Annotated in this window: 19 protein-coding genes and 1 riboswitch; of the genes, 10 read left to right on the top strand and 9 right to left on the bottom strand. The window is 74.7% G+C overall.

Annotated features, from left to right (window positions below):
* Positions 1–81: 81 nt before the first annotated feature.
* Together ABZ621_RS02740 and ABZ621_RS02735 are read left to right on the top strand one after the other, a co-directional pair.
* The gene (locus tag ABZ621_RS02740) at positions 82–924 is read left to right on the top strand and encodes a DUF5336 domain-containing protein (RefSeq protein WP_360599982.1); all 843 of its coding nucleotides are present in this window, start codon (positions 82–84) and stop codon (positions 922–924) included.
* Between the two features lie 118 nt (positions 925–1,042).
* A complete protein-coding gene (locus ABZ621_RS02735) occupies positions 1,043–2,092 on the top strand; it encodes an LLM class F420-dependent oxidoreductase (RefSeq protein WP_360599980.1) in 1,050 nt (349 codons plus the stop codon).
* A 15-nt stretch (positions 2,093–2,107) separates the two neighbouring features.
* On the opposite strand, the gene ABZ621_RS02730 is transcribed toward ABZ621_RS02735, so the two are convergent.
* A complete protein-coding gene (locus tag ABZ621_RS02730; RefSeq protein ID WP_360599978.1) occupies positions 2,108–2,473 on the bottom strand; it encodes a MerR family transcriptional regulator in 366 nt (121 codons plus the stop codon).
* A 66-nt stretch (positions 2,474–2,539) separates the two neighbouring features.
* On the opposite strand from ABZ621_RS02730, the gene ABZ621_RS02725 reads away from it, so the two are divergent.
* Positions 2,540–3,664 (top strand): alkene reductase, encoded by a 1,125-nt coding sequence (locus tag ABZ621_RS02725; protein WP_360599976.1) that lies wholly within the window; start codon positions 2,540–2,542, stop codon positions 3,662–3,664.
* 19 nt (positions 3,665–3,683) lie between these two features.
* On the opposite strand, the gene ABZ621_RS02720 is transcribed toward ABZ621_RS02725, so the two are convergent.
* From ABZ621_RS02720 to ABZ621_RS02705, 4 genes are all read right to left on the bottom strand, one after another.
* Positions 3,684–4,232 (bottom strand): hypothetical protein, encoded by a 549-nt coding sequence (locus ABZ621_RS02720; RefSeq protein ID WP_360599975.1) that lies wholly within the window; start codon positions 4,230–4,232, stop codon positions 3,684–3,686.
* 104 nt (positions 4,233–4,336) lie between these two features.
* Positions 4,337–5,425, bottom strand: coding sequence for a prenyltransferase (locus tag ABZ621_RS02715; protein WP_360599973.1), 1,089 nt, complete (start codon positions 5,423–5,425; stop codon positions 4,337–4,339).
* Positions 5,422–6,153, bottom strand: a complete 732-nt coding sequence (locus ABZ621_RS02710) for a class I SAM-dependent methyltransferase (RefSeq protein WP_360599971.1) — start codon at positions 6,151–6,153, stop codon at positions 5,422–5,424. The genes ABZ621_RS02715 and ABZ621_RS02710 overlap by 4 nt, the downstream gene beginning before the upstream one ends.
* A 106-nt stretch (positions 6,154–6,259) precedes the next feature.
* Entirely contained in the window at positions 6,260–7,618 is a 1,359-nt protein-coding gene (locus ABZ621_RS02705; protein ID WP_360599969.1) for a glycosyltransferase family 4 protein, read from the bottom strand.
* A 239-nt stretch (positions 7,619–7,857) separates the two neighbouring features.
* Between ABZ621_RS02705 and ABZ621_RS02700 the strand changes: the two genes are divergently transcribed.
* Positions 7,858–8,499 carry a TetR family transcriptional regulator gene (locus ABZ621_RS02700; RefSeq protein WP_360599968.1) on the top strand — a complete coding sequence of 214 codons (642 nt, stop codon included), beginning with the start codon at positions 7,858–7,860 and terminating at the stop codon, positions 8,497–8,499.
* Here ABZ621_RS02700 and ABZ621_RS02695 read toward each other — a convergent pair.
* The 4 genes from ABZ621_RS02695 to ABZ621_RS02680 form a co-directional block, all read right to left on the bottom strand.
* Positions 8,493–9,035 (bottom strand): hypothetical protein, encoded by a 543-nt coding sequence (locus ABZ621_RS02695; protein WP_360599966.1) that lies wholly within the window; start codon positions 9,033–9,035, stop codon positions 8,493–8,495. The two genes, ABZ621_RS02700 and ABZ621_RS02695, sit on opposite strands and share 7 nt — an antisense overlap.
* Positions 9,036–9,037: 2 nt before the next feature.
* Positions 9,038–9,577, bottom strand: a complete 540-nt coding sequence (locus tag ABZ621_RS02690) for a hypothetical protein (protein ID WP_360599964.1) — start codon at positions 9,575–9,577, stop codon at positions 9,038–9,040.
* A gap of 71 nt (positions 9,578–9,648) precedes the next feature.
* Positions 9,649–9,882 (bottom strand): ferredoxin, encoded by a 234-nt coding sequence (locus ABZ621_RS02685; RefSeq protein ID WP_360599962.1) that lies wholly within the window; start codon positions 9,880–9,882, stop codon positions 9,649–9,651.
* Positions 9,882–11,342 (bottom strand): aldehyde dehydrogenase, encoded by a 1,461-nt coding sequence (locus ABZ621_RS02680; protein ID WP_360599961.1) that lies wholly within the window; start codon positions 11,340–11,342, stop codon positions 9,882–9,884. Before ABZ621_RS02680 ends, ABZ621_RS02685 begins: the two co-directional genes overlap by 1 nt.
* Before the next feature lie 101 nt (positions 11,343–11,443).
* Between ABZ621_RS02680 and ABZ621_RS02675 the strand changes: the two genes are divergently transcribed.
* The 6 genes from ABZ621_RS02675 to ABZ621_RS02650 all read left to right on the top strand — a co-directional run bounded on the left by ABZ621_RS02675 (position 11,444) and on the right by ABZ621_RS02650 (position 18,481).
* The gene (locus tag ABZ621_RS02675) at positions 11,444–12,520 is read left to right on the top strand and encodes an MBL fold metallo-hydrolase (protein WP_360599959.1); all 1,077 of its coding nucleotides are present in this window, start codon (positions 11,444–11,446) and stop codon (positions 12,518–12,520) included.
* A gap of 70 nt (positions 12,521–12,590) precedes the next feature.
* A riboswitch (cobalamin riboswitch) is annotated at positions 12,591–12,666 on the top strand.
* A 98-nt stretch (positions 12,667–12,764) separates the two neighbouring features.
* On the top strand, positions 12,765–14,024 hold the full coding sequence (locus tag ABZ621_RS02670) for a prenyltransferase/squalene oxidase repeat-containing protein (protein ID WP_360599957.1): 1,260 nt from the start codon (positions 12,765–12,767) through the stop codon (positions 14,022–14,024).
* Positions 14,021–14,701, top strand: a complete 681-nt coding sequence (locus ABZ621_RS02665; protein WP_360599955.1) for an SCO2322 family protein — start codon at positions 14,021–14,023, stop codon at positions 14,699–14,701. Before ABZ621_RS02670 ends, ABZ621_RS02665 begins: the two co-directional genes overlap by 4 nt.
* A complete protein-coding gene (locus ABZ621_RS02660; protein ID WP_360599953.1) occupies positions 14,698–15,852 on the top strand; it encodes an energy-coupling factor transporter transmembrane protein EcfT in 1,155 nt (384 codons plus the stop codon). The genes ABZ621_RS02665 and ABZ621_RS02660 overlap by 4 nt, the downstream gene beginning before the upstream one ends.
* Entirely contained in the window at positions 15,849–17,627 is a 1,779-nt protein-coding gene (locus ABZ621_RS02655; protein ID WP_360599951.1) for an ATP-binding cassette domain-containing protein, read from the top strand. The genes ABZ621_RS02660 and ABZ621_RS02655 overlap by 4 nt, the downstream gene beginning before the upstream one ends.
* Positions 17,624–18,481, top strand: coding sequence for an ECF transporter S component (locus ABZ621_RS02650; protein ID WP_360599949.1), 858 nt, complete (start codon positions 17,624–17,626; stop codon positions 18,479–18,481). Before ABZ621_RS02655 ends, ABZ621_RS02650 begins: the two co-directional genes overlap by 4 nt.
* Positions 18,482–18,530: the final 49 nt, after the last annotated feature.

The raw sequence follows: 18,530 nt of genomic DNA, 5'->3' as shown, positions 1-18,530 counted from the left end.
CGCTCCGTACGATGGGGCCGCCCCCGTGCCGAGAACCGGCGCCTGCCCGACGCGACGACGACCCGACGAAGGACTTCTTACGTGAATATCCGCTCCCTCACCCGAGGCGATGGCGTAGTGATCGGTGCTGCGGTGGTGCTGTTCATCGCCTCGTTCCTCGACATCGCCGGCTGCGCCGGGACGCCCGAAGAATGCTCGCGGTACTACACCAGCGTGAACTCGTGGGAGATCTCCTACCTGGGCTGGGGCTCCTTCTTCCTCGGCATCGCCGGCGCGGCGCTCGTCGTCGTCTCGCACGGCCTGCCGCAGCCCCGCAAGGTCGCGGGTCTGGAGCTCGGCCAGGTCGGCGCGGCCTTCACGATCGCCGCGGCGTGGACCCTGCTCATGTGGATCTTCGAGGCGGAGAACGCCGGCGCCGGCCTGATCCTCGGCCTGATCGCCGCGCTCGTGCTGGCCGGTGCCGCCGTCGCCGCCCCGATGGTCCCCGCCCTCAAGGCCCCGCTCGTCGGCGCCCCGCGTCCGGTGGCCCCGCAGCCGTACGGCGCCCAGCCCGGCCAGCCGGGCGTCCAGGGCGGCGGCTACGGCTACCCGGGCGCCCAGCAGGGTCACCAGCCGTACCCGGCGCCGCAGGACGCCTCGCAGGGCGGTCAGCCGTTCGGCGGGCAGCCGCAGTCGGCCGCCGCGCAGCCGGCGCCGCAGCCCGAGCCGCAGGCCCAGGGCGGCGGGGACTTCACCCCGTTCTGGTTCGCCGTGCCGGTCGCCCGCCCGCTGTACGCGGAGGACGGCTCCGGCGCGCAGATCGCCGAACTGGCCCCCGGCACCTGGTACCTGGCCGTGGAGCAGCGCGGCCAGGCGCTGATCGCGCAGACGCAGGACGGGCGCCGCGGTGTCCTCCAGGACGCCACGGGCATCCAGCGCGGCTGATCCGCCCCGCTCCGTTTCGACGACGGCCCTCCGACCGGAACCCTTCCGGTCGGAGGGCCGTCGTCGTACAGTCCCCGGACCACTTGATCTGACGCAACGTCAGAAAGGAGCTCCGGTCATGCGCCTGGGACTCGCGCTCGGCTACTGGGGCCGCGGCCCCTCCCCCGCCCACCTGGAGCTCGCCCGCGAGGCGGAGCGGCTCGGCTACGACTCGGTGTGGACGGCGGAGGCGTGGGGCTCGGACGCCTTCACCGCGCTCACCTGGATCGCCGCGCACACCAGCCGGATCGGGCTCGGCACGGCGGTCGCGCAGATGGCGGCCCGCACCCCGACCGCGACCGCGATGCAGGCGCTGACCCTGGACCACCTGTCGGGCGGCCGGATGCGGCTCGGCCTCGGGCTCTCGGGCCCGCAGGTGGTGGAGGGCTGGTACGGCCGGCCGTTCCCCCGCTCCCCGCTGACGGCGACCCGCGAGTACGTGGACGTGATCCGGCAGGTGCTGCGGCGGGAGGCGCCCGTGACCCTGGCGGGACGGCACTACTCCTTCCCGTACGCGGGCGAGGACGGCACCGGCCTCGGCAAGCCCCTCCGGCCGATCACCCACCCGCTCCGCGCGGACCTGCCGGTCCTGCTCGGCGCGGAGGGCCCGAAGAACATCGCGCAGACCCTGCGGATCGCCGACGGCTGGCTGCCGCTGTACTGGTCGCCCGGCCGCTTCCGCGAGGCGTACGCCCTCCCGGACCGCCTCCCGGACGGCTTCCTGGTCGCGCCGATGGTCCGCGCCCAGGTCTGCGACGACGTGCCGAAGGGCCTCCTGCCGGTGAAGGCCATGCTCGGCTTCTACATCGGCGGCATGGGCCACGCGACCCGCAACTTCCACGCCGACCTCATGGCCCGCATGGGGTACGAGGCGGAGGCCCGGCGCGTCCAGGCCCTCTTCGCCGAGGGCCGCCGCGAGGAGGCCGTCCTCGCCGTCCCCGACGCCTTCGCCGACGAGATCTCCCTGGTCGGACCGAGGGAGCGGATAGCGGAACGGCTGGACGAGTGGCGCACCGGCCCGGTGACGGACCTCCTGGTCACGGCCCCGGACCAGGAGACCCTGCGGACGCTGGCGGAGCTGAACGGCCAGGGCCCGTCCGGCGGATCGGGGGCGCGGCCCCGGCCGTGATCCGCCGGACGGGCCCTAGCCGACCCGCGCGGCGGCCGTCTCGATGACCTCGTCCAGGATGTCGCGGGAGCGGACCAGGTCGGCGATCATCACGTCGATGCGCGTCCGCTCGGCGGCCAGTTCGTCGACCAGCCGGGCCGTCGCGATCGCGCTCGGGCCACCGTCCGCGTCGCGCATGCAGGGCAGGAGGTCGGCGATCTTGCGGCTGTTCAGGCCCGCCGCGTACAACGCCTGGATGCGGATGACCCGGTCGACCGCCCACTCGCCGTAGCGGCGCTGGCCGCCCGGGGTGCGCTCGGAGCGCAGCAGGCCCTGGGTCTCGTAGTAGCGCAGCGACCGCTCGCTGACGCCGCTGCGCCGGGCCAGTTCACCGATGCGCATCCGCCGTCTCACCTCCGGGAGAAGGGACTTGAACCTGACACTGGTGTCAACTCCTACGGTACCCGCATGACGAACACCACGGCGGCCTCCCGCCTCTTCGAGTCCACCACCCTCGGCCCCCTCACCCTCCCCAACCGGCTGGTGATGCCGCCGCTGACCCGCAACCGCGCCGCCGCCGACGGCGTCCCCCGGCCCCTCATGGTCACCCACTACGCCCAGCGGGCCACCGCCGGCCTGATCATCACCGAGGGGACCACGCCGAACGCGGTCGGTCAGACGTACCCGAACATCCCGGGCATCCACAGCGACGCCCACGTGACCGGCTGGCGCGCGGTCACCGACGCCGTACGGGCCGAGGGCGGGCGGATGTTCCTCCAGATCCAGCACGGCGGCCGGGTCGGCCACCCCGACAACAGCGGGCTCCGGCCGGTCGCGCCCTCGCCGGTCGCGCTGCCGGAGACCATCCACACCCCCGGCGGCCGGCAGGAGTCCGTGGTGCCCCGCGAGATGACCGAGGACGACATCCGCGAGACCGTCGCCGACTTCGCCGCCGCCGCGCGCCGGGCCGTCGACGCGGGCTTCGAGGGCGTCGAGGTGCACGCCGCCAACGGGCACCTCCTCCACCAGTTCCTGGCGAAGAACACCAACCGGCGGACGGACGCGTACGGCGGGCCGGTGGAGAACCGCGTCCGGTTCGTCGTCGAGGTCGTCCGGGCCGTCGTCGACGCGATCGGCGCCGACCGGGTCGGCGTGCGCATCTCACCCGGGGTCACGGTCAACGGCGTCGACGAGGGTAGCGCGCAGGACACGGACGACCTCTACGCGGCGCTCGTGCCCGCCCTCGCCGCCCTCGGCCCGGTCTATCTGCACGTGATCTTCGCCGACCCCGGGCAGCCGCTGTACCGGCGGATCCGCGCCGCCTGGCCGAACACGCTGATCGCCAACCCGGCGCTCGGCTTCGGCGGACCCCTACCGGCCGACGGCGGGAAGGCCGCGGGCGAGCGGCTCCTGGAGGCCGGGGCGGACCTGATCTCGCTGGGCCGCGCCTTCCTCGCCAACCCCGACCTCGTCGAACGGCTCCGCACCGGCGCGCCGCTCAACCCGCTGCGGGAGACGAACTGGATGTACTCCGGCGACGAGACCGGGTACAACGACTACCCGACCCTCGCCGGGTCCGCCGCCCTCGTGTGACGGGAGGCGTGGCGGGGGATCAGCCGCCGCTGAGCTGGGAGGCCGAGGGGACCTTGTCGACGACCTCGGCCCCGGCGGACTTCCCGGCGTCCTTGATGCCGTTGATGACGCCCTCCAGGCCGCCGACGTCCGCCGCGTCGAACTCGCCCTTGCGGAGCTTCGTCCCGAGGTCCTTGAGGGAGTCGATGCCCGCGGTGAGCGGGGCCACCGCCTTGGAGAGCAGCGGGTCGCCCTTCGCGTTGTTCACCGCCGCCTTCAGCCGGTTGTACGTGAACGCGCCCGCGAGCCCCGCCTTCACCAGGGCGAAGGTGCGCCCGTCCGCGCCCTTCTTGAACTTGCCCGCCCTGTACGGCTTCACGATCCACTGGTAGGTGGCGCCGGCCGCGAGCCCGGCGTTCGCCACGAACCGGGTCTTCGCCAGCTTCTGCTGCTCGAAGGTGCCCGACGCCGAGGGGGTGGCGGCCGTGGTCACACTGGCGTCGGTGTCGGCCCCGCACGCGGCCGTGCCGAGCAGCAGGCTGCAGGACAGCAGCAGCGCGGCGGCCCCCCGACGAAGACTTCTGGGCACAGCGGACCTCCCTGGGACTGGTTCCCGCCAGCCTCGCCCGGCTCCCGGCGGGCCGCCATCCCGGCGACCCGTCCGGGTGTCGGCGTCGGTGCGCCGCCTTCGGGTCAGTCGCCGCAGCAGTCCGGGGCCAGGCCCGTCGGAAGGGTCTCGCCGCCGAAGACGGCGACGGTCGCCTGCTCGCCGCCGAGGGCGGCGACGGCGAGCAGCAGGGAGCCCGCCGTCCAGGTGGTCTGCTCCTCGGGCCAGAGCGCCGGCTCGTGGCCGTCCTCGCCCTCGAACACGTACCCCGTCCAGTACAGGCCGCTCGCGGCCCGCAGGTGGCCGATGGACTGGAGGACGTCGAGGGCCCGGTCGGACTCCCCCGTCGCCCAGAGGGCGAGGGCGAGCTCGCAGCTCTCGCCGCCGGTCACCCACGGGTTGGGGACGACGCAGCGGACGCCGAGGCCGGGGACCACGAACTCGTCCCAGCGCTCGTCGATGCGGGCCTTCGCCTCGGCGCCGGTGACCGCGCCGCCGAGGACCGGGTAGTACCAGTCCATCGAGTAGCGCGACTTGTCGAGGAAGCGCTCCGGGTGGCGGCGGATCGCGTGCGCCAGGGCGCCGGCCGCCAGCTCCCAGTCCGGCTGCGGCTCCTCGCGGGCCTCGGCGATCGCCAGGGCGCAGCGCAGGGCGTGGTGGATGGAGGAGGAGCCGGTGAGGAGGGCGTCGGTGACGGGGGTGCCGTCGGGTTCGCGCTTCCAGCCGATCTGGCCGCCGGGCCGCTGGAGCCCGAGGACGAACTCGACCGCCGCGTAGACGGTCGGCCACATCCGGTCGAGGAAGGCGTCGTCGCCGGTCGACAGGTAGTGGTGCCAGACGCCGACGGCGACGTACGCGGTGAAGTTGGACTCCTTGCCGCGGTCGGTGACGTCGTCCGGGTCGCCGTCCCGGTAGGCCGCGTACCAGGAGCCGTCGGCGTTCTGGTGCCGGGCGAGCCAGGCGTAGGCGCGGGCCGCCGCCTCGTGCTCGCCGGCCGTGTCCAGGGCCATGGCGGCCTCGGTGTGGTCCCACGGGTCCAGGTGGTGGCCGCGGAACCACGGGATGGCGCCGTCCTCGCGCTGGACGGCGAGGATGCCCGCGACGGTCCCGGCGGCCTGTGCGGCGGTGAGGACGCCGGGCAGGACCAGGTGTTCCGCTATCCGCTCGGGGCTCACGCCTGCGCCTTCGGGAGGTGGGGCTTGGTGGCGTACGCGACGAAGCTCTTGCCGACGACCGGGTTGAGCAGCTGCTCGGCGACCCGGGTCAGGGCGGGCTTCTTCATGATGTCCCAGACCAGGAGCTTGTGGTACGCGCGCACCGGCAGCGCCTTGTCGTTGTCGACGCCGAAGGCGCACTTCAGCCACCAGTACGGCGCGTGCAGGGCGTGCGCGTGGTGGGTGCCGTACGGCTTCAGGCCCGCCTGGCGGATCTTGGCGAGCAGCTCGTCCGCCTTGTAGATGCGGATGTGGCCGCCCTCGACCTCGTGGTACTCGTCGGAGAGCGCCCAGCAGACCTTCTCGGGGCCGTAGCGGGGGACGGTGATCGCGATCCGGCCGCCGGGCTTGAGGACGCGCACCATCTCGGCGAGGACGCCCTTGTCGTCCGGGATGTGCTCCATGACCTCGGAGATGATGACGACGTCGAAGGACTCGTCGGGGAACGGCAGGTTGAGCGCGTCGCCCTCCATCGCGGTGGCCGTCGCGCCGGCCGGCGCCTCACCGGCCTCCTTCATGGCCGCGAACCACTTGGCGACCTCGCGGATCTCCTCGCCGTTCTGGTCGAGCGCCACGACCTGCGCACCGCGCCGGTAGCACTCGAAGGCGTGCCGCCCCCCGCCACAGCCCAGATCGAGCACGCGGTCGCCGGGGGCGAGCGGGAAGCGGGTGAAGTCGACGGTCAGCACGGGGTCTGCCTTTCGGGGTTGACGAGGGTGGTGGGCAGGCGTTCCGCAGGGGGGCGGGTGGGCGCGACCCACCCGCCGGGCCGCACCCGGCGAACGAGGCGAGGTGTCACCGGCGGGCGCCGGAACCCTGGCGCTCCAGGGCCTCGCGGTAGAGCTCGGCGGTGCCCTGCGCCGCCCGCGCCCAGGTGAACCGTTCCAGGACCCGCGCCCGCCCGGCGGCACCGAGCCGGGCCCGCAGCTCGGCATCACCGAGCACCCGTCCCAGCGCCGCCGCCAAGGCGCCGGCGTCACCGGTCGGCACCGCGAGGCAGGTCTCGCCGTCGGGGCCCGCGACCTCCGGGATCGCCCCGCCGGTCGTGGCGACCAGCGGCGTGCCCGTGGCCATGCCCTCCGCCGCCGGCAGCGAGAAGCCCTCGTACAGGGACGGCACGCAGGCGACCTCGGCGGACCGGTACAGGTCGACGAGCTCCGTGTCGCTGATGCCCTTCACGAAGCGGACGGCGCCGTCGAGCCCGTACCGCTCGATCGCCTGGGCGACGGGCCCGTCCTCGGCGCGCTTGCCGACGACGACGAGGTGCGCCTCGGGCCGCTCGGTGCGGAGCTTGGCGAGCGCCTCGATCAGGAAGACGAGGCCCTTGAGGGGGACGTCGGCGCTGGAGGTGGTGACGATCCGGCCGGGGACCTCGGCGACCGAGGGGTCCGGGGACCACAGATCGGTGTCGGCGCCGATGTGCACGACCCGGATGCGGTCCTCGCGGACGCCGAGGTGCTCGACGATCTCGTCGCGGGAGGTGCCGGAGACGGTGAGGACGGACGGCAGCCGGCGGGCGACCCGCTTCTGCATGCGGGTGAAGCCGTACCAGCGGCGGACGGAGGCGCGGCGCTTCCAGTCGGCGGCGGCGTCGAGCTCAAGGCGCCGGTCGACGGTGATGGGGTGGTGGATCGTGGTGACCAGCGGGGCGCCGATCGCGCGGGGGCCGCCGAGGAGGCCGTACCCGAGGGTCTGGTTGTCGTGGATCACGTCGAAGTCGCCGCGGCGGGCGGCGAGGGTGCGGCGGGCGCGCAGCGAGAAGGTCAGCGGCTCGGGGAAGCCGCCGGTCCACATGGTGGCGACCTCCAGGCCGTCGATCCAGTCCCGGTACTCCTCGCGTCCGGGCGTCCGGAAGGGGTCGGGCTGGCGGTAGAGGTCGAGGCTGGCGATCTCGCTGAGCGTGACGCCCTCGTCGAGCGTCGGGTACGGCTGCGAGCCGAAGACCTCGACGGTGTGGCCCAGCCGGGCCAGTTCGCGGGAGAGGTGGCGGACGTAGACGCCCTGGCCTCCGCAGAAGGGGTTGCCCTTGTACGTGAGGAGAGCGATCCGCAACATGGGGGTGCCCCCTGATCGAGCGTAGCCGAGAGATTGGGGGACGTCACCGGACGGGGCGGCGCCCTGGCGGGGGCTTGCCTGTATGGCCTCAGCGGTCATGCGCGACCCCCTTCGAGCGTGCGTTTCGCGCGAGCGTAACCGCTCGCGCTAAGGTAGAACAAGTTACAGACTTGATCGTTCCCGACCTCTCCCGGCTGCCCGGGAGGCACAGAATCTACCGGCAGGTAGCTTCGGTGTGAGCGTCGGAACAGGTGATTCGCGCCACCCGGCCGCAGAGGTTCGCGCCACGGCCGTCCTCCGCCATACTGGCGCTCCCCACCGCACGGAACGGGACCCCGATGACCGCAGAGAGCAGAGCGGACCACCGCCCCTCCGCCACGCCGCCGCTGACGGAGCGCCAGGAGGCGCGGCGGCGCCGCATCCTGGACGCCAGCGCCCGGCTCGCCGCCCGCGGCGGCTTCGACGCGGTGCAGATGCGGGAGGTCGCGGAGGCGGCCGGGGTCGCCCTCGGCACCCTGTACCGCTACTTCCCGTCCAAGATCCACCTGCTCGTGGCGACCATGCAGGACCAGCTCCAGCACATGCACACCACGCTCCGGAAGCGGCCCCCGGCGGGCGCCGCCCCGGCCGAGCGGGTCGCGGAGACCCTGATGCGGGCCTTCCGCGCGCTCCAGCGCGAGCCGCAGCTCGCCGACGCGATGGTCAGGGCGCTGACCTTCGCCGACCGCAGCGTCAGCCCCGAGGTCGACACGGTCTCCCGGCTGACGACCGCGATCATCCTGGACGCGATGGGCGCGGAGCAGCCGACGCCCCAGCAGCTGTCGGCCGTCCGCGTCATCGAGCACACCTGGCACTCGGCGCTCATCACCTGGCTGTCGGGCCGCGCCTCGATCGCCCAGGTGAAGATCGACATCGAGACGGTCTGCCGCCTGATCGACCTGACCGCCCCGGACCGCGCCCGCGCCGCCGCCCGTCAGTGACCGGCCTCCTCCCCGGACAGGAGGTCGATCTCCCGCTCGGTGAACTGCTCCATGCACGCGTCCTCCGTGGCGTTGAAGGAGACCGTGTCCGCCCCGAGCGTCCGTGAGGGCATGTGACGGGCGTACAGAGTCCATCCGTCCTTCTTGAGGACGACCTGCGTCAGGGGCCCGTCGCCCTCGCCGACCGGCAGTGCCTTCCGTTCCCCCGACTCGGTCCAGCCCTTCCCCGCCAGCGCGGTCAGGGCCTCGTCGTACTTCCCGAGCGAGCCGTCCACGGCGGGGCCGACGTACTGCCAGCCGGCGGAGCACCCGGCGGCCCGCACCGCGACCCGCTCCCGCTCCGTCCCCGGCGCCGCCGTCCCGGTCGCCTCCCCCGGCCCCGGCAGCTCCGACTCCGGCAGCCCCGCGCCGACGACGGCCGTACGGATCTCGGCCCGCGCGGCCTCCCGGCCGAAGGCGGGCGCGTCCCCCCTGCTCCCGCACCCCGCGGCGAGCAGGGCGGCCGCCAGCAGAGTCGCTCCGTTCCTCGTGCGCACGGTCAGCCCACCGCGCCCTGGCCGAGGCCGGACTTCTTGGCGCAGACGTCGTCCAGCGCCAGGACGCCGATCTGGTCGTCCTCCTTCTCGACTCCCTGGTAGTAGGTCGTCACCAGGGTCCAGCCACGCTGCTTGAAGATCTCCTGCGCGTGATGGACCTCCCCGCCCCGCTCGTCCTGGCCGGGCCCCTTGCGGACGTACGTCCACGCACGTGCGCGGAGTGCGTCCTTCAGCGCCTCGTACCGGGTGATGTCGGCCGGGACGTCCTTCTCGGCGAAACCCCGGTAGACGATCGTGCATCCGGCCGGGTCCCGGTCACCCGGGCCGGCCTGGTCCGGAAGGCCGGGCGGCGCGTCCGCCGCCCGCACCGCCCCGTCGACGTCCGCCCGCACCACGTCCTTCGTGAGCGGCCCCGACCCCGCCGGGCGCGGCGGGACCGGGGCGGCCTCGGGCGCCTCGTCCGCCGCCGCCCAGCAGCCCGCCGCCCCCAGCGCGAGCACCGCCGTCAGGGCCGTGGTGGCGGCCCGTCTCTTTCCCCGCACGTGCGTTCCCTCCCCAGGTCACGGGGCGTTCGCCCGTGATCAGGGAGGAGTGTGACACGGGGCGCGGACCGTCAGTCCTCCGGCGGGTAGACCGGTTCTCCGCCGTCGGCGAGGGTGATGAGGATGGCCTCCACCGGGCAGCCCTCGGCCGCCGCGAGGATCCGTTCGCCCGCGTCGGCCTCCGGATGGAGCGGGTGGGACTGGCGGGCGGTGTCGAGGCGGAAGCCGTCCGGGGCGTGGTTCACGCACATGCCGGAGCCGATGCAGAGGCTCCGGTCGACCTCCACGTGCCAGCGGTCGCCCATCAGTTGTCCCCGTACCCGGCGGGCAGGTGGATCATCTTGTGCTCCAGGTACTCCCCGAAGCCCTCGGGGCCGAACTCGCGGCCCACGCCGGAGTTCTTGTAGCCGCCGAAGGGGCCGAGCATGTCGAGGCTGAAGGTGTTGACGTTGAAGGTGCCGGTGCGCACCCGGCGGGCGAAGTCCAGGCCGTGCTCGACGTCGCCGGTCCAGACGCTGCCGCTGAGGCCGAAGTCGGAGTCGTTCGCGATCCGCAGGGCCTCGGCCTCGTCCCCGTACGGCAGGAGACAGATCACCGGGCCGAAGATCTCCTCGCGGGCGATCCGCATCGCGTTGTCGACGTCCCCGAAGAGGGTGGGCTCGACGTACCAGCCCCGGTCGAGGCCCTCCGGGCGGCCGCCGCCGGTGAGGAGCTTGGCGCCCTCCGCCTGCCCGATGCCGATGTAGTCGAGGGAGCGCTGCTGCTGGCGGCGGGCGACGAGCGGGCCGAGCTGGGTGGCGGGGTCGAGCGGGTCGCCGACGACGAGGGCGGAGGCCGCGGCGGAGAACGCCTCGGCGTACTCCGCGTACCGGGAGCGGGGGGCGAGGATCCGGGTCTGGGCCACGCACGCCTGGCCGTTGTTCATCCAGGCGGCCGGGACGATCCCGGCGACGGCGGTCGCCACGTCGGCGTCCGGGAGGATCACCGCCGCCGACTTGCCGCCGAGTTCGAGGGTGACGCGGGTGAGGTTGCGGGAGGCGACCTCCATCACGCGCTTGCCGGCGGCGACCGAGCCGGTGAAGGAGACCTTGTCGACGCCGGGGTGCCCGACCAGGTACTCGCTGACCTCGCGGTCGGCGGGCAGGATCGAGAGGACGCCCTCGGGCAGCCCGGCCTCGGTGGCGATCTCGCCGAGGAGGTACGCGTCGAGCGGCGACTCCGGCGAGGGCTTGAGGACCACGGTGCAGCCGGCGAGCAGCGCCGGGCCCAGCTTGGCGGCGGCGGTGAACTGCGGCACGTTCCACGGCACGACGGCCGCGACCACGCCGACCGGCTCGCGCCGCACGAGCAGCGGGCCGAGGACTCCGGCGCGCCGCTCCTCGAAGACGAAGTCCCGGGCGACGGTGATCGCCGAGTCCCACACCATCATCGCGCCGAGCGCCTGGGCGAGGACGGACCAGGAGTACGGGGAGCCGTTCTGCGCGCTGACCGCGCGGGCGATCTCCTCGTGCCGGACGGCGATGGCGTCCTTGATCCGGGAGACGACCTCGATCCGCTCCGCCAGGCTCGTCCGCGGCCAGGGCCCCTCGTCGAAGGCCCGCCGGGCCACCGCGACCGCCCGGTCGACGTCGGCGCGCGAGGCGTGCGGGACGCGGCCGATGACCTCCTCGGTGTGGGGGGAGATCACCTCGATGGAGGCGTCGCCGAGCGGGTCGGTCAACTCCCCGCCGATGAACAGCTTTCCGTGCTCCACGAGCTCGCTCATGCCGGTCGCCTCCCGGGGGTATCTGACGGTGTATCAGAACTGATATCAGTTCTAGATATGGTCGGCAATGGTCGTACCGGTACGCAGAGATGAGGGCGCTCATGACGCAGGTGACCGAGCACGGCGGCGGCGTCTGGTCGCTGCGGGTGCCCATCCCCGACAACCCGCTGGGCCACACCCTGGTGCACGTCCTCGACACCGGCCGCGGGCCGGTCCTCGTCGACACCGGCTGGGACGACCCCGAGTCCTGGAGCGAACTGAACGACGGGCTGGGGGCGCTGGGGATCGCGGCCAAGGACGTCCACGGCGTCGTCATCACCCACCACCACCCCGACCACCACGGACTCTCCGGCCGGGTCCGGGAGGAGTCCGGGGCCTGGATCGCCATGCACGCCGCCGACACCGCCGTCGTCCGCCGCACCCGCGAGTCCGACCCCGGCACCTGGCTCGACTACCTCGCCCGCAAGCTCGCCGCCGCCGGCGCCCCCGAGGACCACCTCGCGCCGCTGCTCGCCGCCCGCTCCGGCGGCCGGATGCGGACCCTGCCCGGGCTCGGCGCCGCCCTCCCCGACCGCGAGATCGTGCCCGGCGAGCTCCTCGACCTCGCCGGCCGTCGGCTCCGCGCCGTCTGGACCCCCGGCCACACCCCCGGCCACGTCTGCCTCCACCTGGAGGAGGACCACCCCGCCGGGCTCCCCGGCCGCGGCCGGCTCTTCTCCGGCGACCACCTCCTCCCCGGGATCTCCCCGCACATCGGCCTCTACGAGGACCCCGACGACGCCACCGTCACCGACCCGCCCCCAAGCTCTCAACTTCGTTCGAGCAGGGGGGACCCCCTCGGCGACTACCTCGACTCCCTGGAACGGATCGGGCGGCTCGGCGTCGCCGAGGTGCTCCCCGCCCACCAGCACGCCTTCCCCGACGCCGCCGGCCGGGTCCGCGAACTCCTCGACCACCACGAGGACCGGCTCACCGGCCTCCTCGCCCTCCTCACCACCCCGCTCACCCCCTGGCAGCTCGCCGAGCGCATGGAGTGGAACCGGCCCTGGGACCGCATCCCGTACGGCTCCCGCAACATCGCCGTCAGCGAGGCCGAGGCCCACATCCGGCGGCTCGTGAAGCTGGGCCGGGCGGAGGCCGTGACGGGCACGGAGCCGGTGGCGTACGTGGCGGTGTGACGCGGCTCGCACGCCCGCGGCGGCGGCCCCGGGGGCCGGTACAGTGGGCCGGTCGTCTTCATGCCCGAGCAGGGGAAAGCCGGTGCGAATCCGGCGCTGACCCGCAACCGTCAGCCGTTCTCGGAGAACGGTGAGCCGGAACGCCCTGCGCCCGGGACGTGAGCGCCGGCACCGTCGAGGAATACGGCGCCGGACGCGGGCCCCGCGCGGGCGCCGGTGTCCGGTGCCCGCACGAGAGGCAACCATGATCAGCGTCCGTCGCGCCGCCGCCGCGCTCACCGCAGCGGCAGCCGTGCTCAGCACCGCCGCGACCGGCACGGCCTCCGCCGCGCCCTCTCCCAGCGCCTCCGCCGCCGCGCTCCCGCCCGGCCTGTACGGCACGAGCGACCCGACGTACGACGGCGTCTGGCGCCAGTCGCTCGCCTTCCTCGCCCAGCGCGCCACCGGCTACCAGCCCGCCGACCAGGCCGTCGACTGGCTGCTCGGCCAGCAGTGCGCGGACGGCTCCTTCGCCTCGTACCGCGCGGACACCACCAAGCCCTGCGACGCCACGACGATGCGGGACTCCAACGCCACCGCCGTCGCCCTCCAGGCGCTCGGCGCCGTCCGCCGCGAGGCCGCCGACCCGACGAAGATCGACACCGCGGTCAAGACCGGCTACGGCTGGCTGCGCGGCGTGCAGAACAAGGACGGCGGCTGGAGCTACACCCCCGGCGGCCCCAGCGACGCCAACTCCACCTCGATCGTCGTCAGCGCGCTCGCCGCCTCGGGCGTCAAGCCCGGCTCGTACACCTCCGCCGAGGGCCGCACCCCCTACGACGCGCTGCTCGCGCTCGCGCTGCCCTGCTCCGACGAGGAGGGGCCGGGCGCCTTCGCGTACCAGCCCGACAAGGAGGGCGGGCTCGCCGCCAACGCGGACGCGACCGCCGCCGCCACCCTCGCCGGCCTCGGCAAGGGCATCACCGCCGTGAAGGCCACCCCGCCGCAGGCCCCGACCTGCGTCGACCTCTCCGAGCCGACCGTCGAGCGGGCCGCCCTCAACGGCGCCTCCTACCTCGCCAAGGCGCTCGTCCAGACCGGCCACCTGACCACCCCGCCGCTGCCCGGCGCCACCGAGACCGAGCCGAAGCCCGACTTCGGCAACACCGCCGACGCCGTCGTCGCCCTCGCCGCCGCCGGCACCGCCCGCCTCGCCGAGCCCGCGCTCCAGTGGCTGGAGCAGAACGCCGCCCCCTGGGCGAAGCAGTCCGGCCCCGCCGCCTACGCGCAGCTGATCCTCGCCGCGCGGGCGATGGAGGCCGACCCGCGCGAGTTCGGCAAGGTCGACCTCGTCGAGGCGCTCAACGCGACCGGCCCCGCCCCGAAGACCCCCGACACCTCCGCCGCCTCCACCGAGGACGAGGACGACGACTCGTTCCTCGGCTTCGACGTCTGGTGGATCATCGGCATCGGCATGGTCGCCGGCGTCGGCATCGGCTTCCTCCTGAGCGGCCGCAAGAAGTGACCCTCCGGAGGAAGACCACCGGCGCGGCGGCGTGCGCCGCCGCCGGGCTGCTGCTCGCCCTCGGCGCGGCGGCCCCGGCACAGGCGGCCGGCTACCGGTACTGGTCGTTCTGGGAGTCCGACGCCGGGAAGTGGACGTACGCCACCGAGGGCCCGGCCACCGCCCGGCCCGCCGACGGCGCCGCCATCGGCTTCCGCTTCGCGCTCAGCGAGGACTCCGCCGACGCGGCGAAGCCGACCGCCGCGCCCGACTTCGCCGCGGTCTGCGCCGACGTCGAGCAGGCGCCCGGCACCAAGCGCGTCGCGGTCGTCGTCGACTTCGGCACCCCGAAGGACGCCCCCGCCGGCGAGACCCCGCCGAAGACCGCCCCGACGACCGGCTGCGCCCGGATCGACGGGAAGGGCACGGCCGCGGACGCCCTCGCCGCCGTCGCCAAGCCGCTCCGCTACGACAGCTCCGCGATGCTGTGCGGCATCGCCGGCTACCCGCGGAAGGGCTGCGGCGAGGCGGTCGCCTCCGCGGACCCTGCGGCCGGATCGGCCACCGCGGCCGCCGCCGCCGCCGCCACCGAGAAGAACGACGGCGGGGACGGCCCGTCCCTCGGCCTCCTCGTCGGCGGCGGAGCCGTCCTCGCGCTCGGCGGCGCGGCCGTCTGGAAGTCCCGCCGCCGCGCATGACCCGGGTCACGTCCGTCACCCCCGGCCCGCCGGGGCGCCTCCTGGCGCCCGTGGCGGACCGGGGCAACGCGCTGCACCCCGGCGCCTGGTGGCTGTGGGCCCTCGGCCTCGCCGTCGCCGCCTCCCGCACGACGAACCCGCTGCTGCTCGGGCTGATCGTCGCGGTCGCCGGATACGTGGTGGCGGCGCGCCGGACGGACGCGCCGTGGGCCCGCTCGTACGGCGCCTTCGTGAAGCTCGGCCTGTTCGTCGTCGCCCTGCGGATCGTCTTCTCGCTGGTCCTGGGCTCCCCCATCCCCGGTGAGCACGAACTGTTCACCCTCCCCGAGCTGCCCCTCCCCGACTGGGCGCAGGGCATCCGCGTCGGCGGCCGGGTGACCGCCGAACAACTCGTCTTCGCCCTCTACGACGGCCTCAAACTGGCCGCCCTGCTGATCTGCGTGGGCGCGGCGAACGCGCTCGCCAACCCGGCGCGGCTGCTCAAGTCGCTGCCGGGGGCGCTGTACGAGGCCGGGGTCGCGGTCGTGGTGGCGATGACCTTCGCGCCGAACCTGGTCGCCGACGTGGTCCGGCTGCGCACCGCGCGACGGCTGCGCGGCCGGCCCACGGGCGGGGTGCGGGCGGTCCTCCAGATCGGCCTGCCGGTCCTGGAGGGCGCCCTCGAACGGTCGGTCGCCGTGGCCGCGTCGATGGACGCGCGCGGGTACGGGCGCACCGCCCAGGTCCCGCCGGGCGTCCGCCGCACCACGAACGTCCTCACGCTCGGCGGTCTGCTCGGCGTCTGCGCCGGTTCGTACGGCCTGCTGGCCGCGCAGGGCGCCGGATACGGGCTCCCGCTGCTCGCCGTCGGGCTCGCCGCGGCCGTCGCGGGGCTGCGCCTCGGCGGCCGGCGCACCCTGCGCACCCGCTACCGCCCCGACCGCTTCGGCCCCCGCTCCTGGCTGGTCGCCGCGTCCGGCATCGCGGTGGCGGCCCTCATGATCCACGCGAACTCGTACGCGCCGGACGCCCTCCACCCCGGGGTCGTCCCCCTGATCGCCCCCGAGCTGCCGCTCTGGCCGGCCCTGTCGGTCCTGCCCGGCCTGCTGCCCGCCGTCATCGCCCCCGTACCGCCCGCCCGTGCCGCCGTCCGCGAGGAGCCGTCCGCGTGATCCGTTTCGAGAACGTCTCGGTGACGTACGAGGACGCCGCCGGGCCCACCCTGCGGGACGTCGACCTCGTGGTGCCCGAGGGGGAGCTGGTGCTGCTCGTCGGGCCCTCCGGGGTCGGCAAGTCGACGCTGCTCGGCGCGGTGTCCGGTCTCGTCCCCCACTTCACCGGCGGGACGCTGCGGGGCCGGGTCACGGTGGACGGCCGGGACACCCGGACCCACCACCCGCGCGAGCTGGCCGACCTCGTCGGGACCGTCGGGCAGGACCCGCTCGCGCACTTCGTGACCGACACCGTGGAGGACGAGCTCGCCTACGGCATGGAGTCCCTGGGCCTCGCCCCCGCCGTGATGCGGCGGCGCGTCGAGGAGACCCTGGACCTGCTGGGCCTCGCGGACCTCCGCGACCGGCCCATCGCCACGCTCTCCGGGGGCCAGCAGCAGCGGGTCGCCATCGGGTCCGTCCTGACCACCCACCCCAAGGTCCTCGTCCTCGACGAGCCGACGTCCGCGCTCGACCCCTCGGCGGCGGAGGACGTCCTCGCGGTCCTCCAGCGGCTCGTCCACGACCTCGGCACGACCGTCCTCATGGCGGAGCACCGCCTGGAGCGGGTCGTCCAGTACGCCGACCGCGTCCTCCTCCTGCCGGAGGCCGTCCTCGGCACCCCGGCGGAGATCATGGCCGTCTCCCCCGTCCACCCGCCCGTGGTCGCCCTCGGCCGCCTCGCCGGGTGGAACCCCCTGCCCCTGACGGTGCGGGACGCCCGCCGCAGGTCGGCCCCACTGAAGGCCCACCTGAAGGACCGGAAGCGGGAGGAGCGGGAGCCCGCGCGGGACCAGGAGCAGGAGCGGAAGCTCGCGCGGGCGCCCGGGGCCGAGCCCCGCGATCCAGCCCCGCCGGCGTTCGAGGCGCGGGGGGCCGGGGGCGGAGCCCCTGGTTTCGGGAAGGGGCGGGGTGGGGGAAGGTCCCTGTTCCGACGGCGCCGCGCAGCCGCCTCCGCCTCCGCCTCCGCCCGCACCGACGCCCCGCTCGTGGACGTCGGCCGCCTCGCGGTCCGCCGCGGCCGCGTCGAGGCCCTGCGCAGGGTCGACCTGCGCGTCGCCCGCGGCGAGACCGTCGCGCTCATGGGCCGCAACGGAGCCGGAAAGTCCACCCTCCTCTCCACGCTCGTCGGCATGATCGCCCCCACCTCCGGCACCGTCCACGTCTCCGGGCTCGTCCCGCACACGACCGAGCCCCGCACCCTCATCCGGCAGGTGGGCCTGGTCCCGCAGGAGCCGAGGGACCTGCTGTACGCGGAGACCGTCGGCGACGAGTGCGCGGCCGCCGACGCGGACGCGGGCGCGCCGCCCGGGACCTGCCGGGCGCTCGTGGCGGAGCTCGTACCGGGTGTGGCGGACGCGACCCACCCGCGCGACCTGTCCGAGGGGCAGCGGCTCGCGCTCGCGCTCGCCGTCGTGCTGACGGCCGCGCCCCCGCTGGTCCTGCTCGACGAACCGACCCGCGGTCTGGACTACGCCGCGAAGGCCCGGCTCGTGACCCGGCTGCGGGCGCTCGCCGCCGACGGGCACGCGATCGTCCTCGCCACGCACGACGTGGAGCTCGCGGCGGAGCTGGCGGACCGGGTGGTGATCGTCGCCGGCGGCGAGGTCGTCGCGGACGGCCCGACGGCGGAGGTCGTCGTCTCGTCCCCCGCCTTCGCCCCGCAGGTCGCGAAGATCCTGGCCCCCGAGCCGTGGCTCACGGTCGAGCAGGTGGAGGAGGCGCTCCGCCCGTGAGGACGCATCCGATCCGCCTCGGGCCGCGCTCCGTCGCCGCCCTCGGCCTCGTCTCCCTCGTCGGTCTGGCGGGCATCGGCTGGCCGCTCTTCGCGGACGCCGGCTCCGCCGTCACCGACCACGCCGCCGACGCGCCGTGGCTCTTCGCGCTGATCCTCCCCCTCCTCATCGCCGTCGTCGTGGCGACGATCGCGGACTGCGGGATGGACGCGAAGGCGGTCGCGATGCTGGGGGTGCTCGCCGCCGTGGGCGCGGCGCTGCGCCCGCTGGGCGCGGGCACGGCCGGCCTGGAGCCGATGTTCTTCCTGATGGTGCTGAGCGGCCGCGTCCTCGGCCCGGGCTTCGGCTTCGTCCTGGGCGCGGTGACGATGTTCGCGTCGGCGCTGCTCACGGGCGGCGTCGGGCCGTGGATGCCGACGCAGATGCTGGCGATGGGCTGGTTCGCGATGGGCGCGGGTCTGCTGCCCGCGGGCGTCCGGGGCCGGCGGGAGCGGCTGATGCTGGCCGCGTACGGCTTCGTGGCGGCGTTCGCGTACGGCACGGTCACCAATCTGTACGGCTGGGTGACGGTCGGTGGCCTCGGTCAGGGGATCTCCTTCGTCCCGGGGGCCCCGGCGGCCGAGAACCTGGTCCGCTTCCTCGCGTACGTGCTGGCCACGTCCCTCGGCTGGGACCTGGGCCGGGCCGCGCTCACCGTGGTCCTGACGCTCACGGTCGGCGGACCGCTGCTGCGGGCGCTGCGCAGGGCCACTCGGCGGGCGAACTTCGAGGCCCAGGTCACATTCGAGGGGCCGGAAAAGGGTCCCGCGGGTGAGGCGCCTCATAGGACCCACGTCACGTACGACCGGAAATAGTAGAACCGGACGAGGCGCGCAAAACGCCCATTAGCGCACTTGACCTGCG

The sequence above is a fragment of the Streptomyces sp. NPDC007863 genome (assembly GCF_040633895.1).
In the GTDB taxonomy this organism is placed as follows: Bacteria; Actinomycetota; Actinomycetes; order Streptomycetales; family Streptomycetaceae; genus Streptomyces.
The sequence above is the reverse complement of the archived record's forward strand: the minus strand, read 5'-3'. Positions and strand labels throughout refer to the sequence as shown.

What these genes read in the sequence shown, in the direction of transcription:
- ABZ621_RS02700 (WP_360599968.1), top strand. Translation starts at nt 7,858, where the DNA reads ATGACCGCAGAGAGCAGAGCGGACCACCGCCCCTCCGCCACGCCGCCG.
- ABZ621_RS02670 (WP_360599957.1), top strand. Translation starts at nt 12,765, where the DNA reads ATGATCAGCGTCCGTCGCGCCGCCGCCGCGCTCACCGCAGCGGCAGCC.
- ABZ621_RS02730 (WP_360599978.1), bottom strand. Translation starts at nt 2,473, where the DNA reads ATGCGCATCGGTGAACTGGCCCGGCGCAGCGGCGTCAGCGAGCGGTCG.
- ABZ621_RS02725 (WP_360599976.1), top strand. Translation starts at nt 2,540, where the DNA reads ATGACGAACACCACGGCGGCCTCCCGCCTCTTCGAGTCCACCACCCTC.
- ABZ621_RS02735 (WP_360599980.1), top strand. Translation starts at nt 1,043, where the DNA reads ATGCGCCTGGGACTCGCGCTCGGCTACTGGGGCCGCGGCCCCTCCCCC.
- ABZ621_RS02685 (WP_360599962.1), bottom strand. Translation starts at nt 9,882, where the DNA reads ATGGGCGACCGCTGGCACGTGGAGGTCGACCGGAGCCTCTGCATCGGC.
- ABZ621_RS02675 (WP_360599959.1), top strand. Translation starts at nt 11,444, where the DNA reads ATGACGCAGGTGACCGAGCACGGCGGCGGCGTCTGGTCGCTGCGGGTG.
- ABZ621_RS02660 (WP_360599953.1), top strand. Translation starts at nt 14,698, where the DNA reads ATGACCCGGGTCACGTCCGTCACCCCCGGCCCGCCGGGGCGCCTCCTG.
- ABZ621_RS02680 (WP_360599961.1), bottom strand. Translation starts at nt 11,342, where the DNA reads ATGAGCGAGCTCGTGGAGCACGGAAAGCTGTTCATCGGCGGGGAGTTG.
- ABZ621_RS02705 (WP_360599969.1), bottom strand. Translation starts at nt 7,618, where the DNA reads ATGACCGCTGAGGCCATACAGGCAAGCCCCCGCCAGGGCGCCGCCCCG.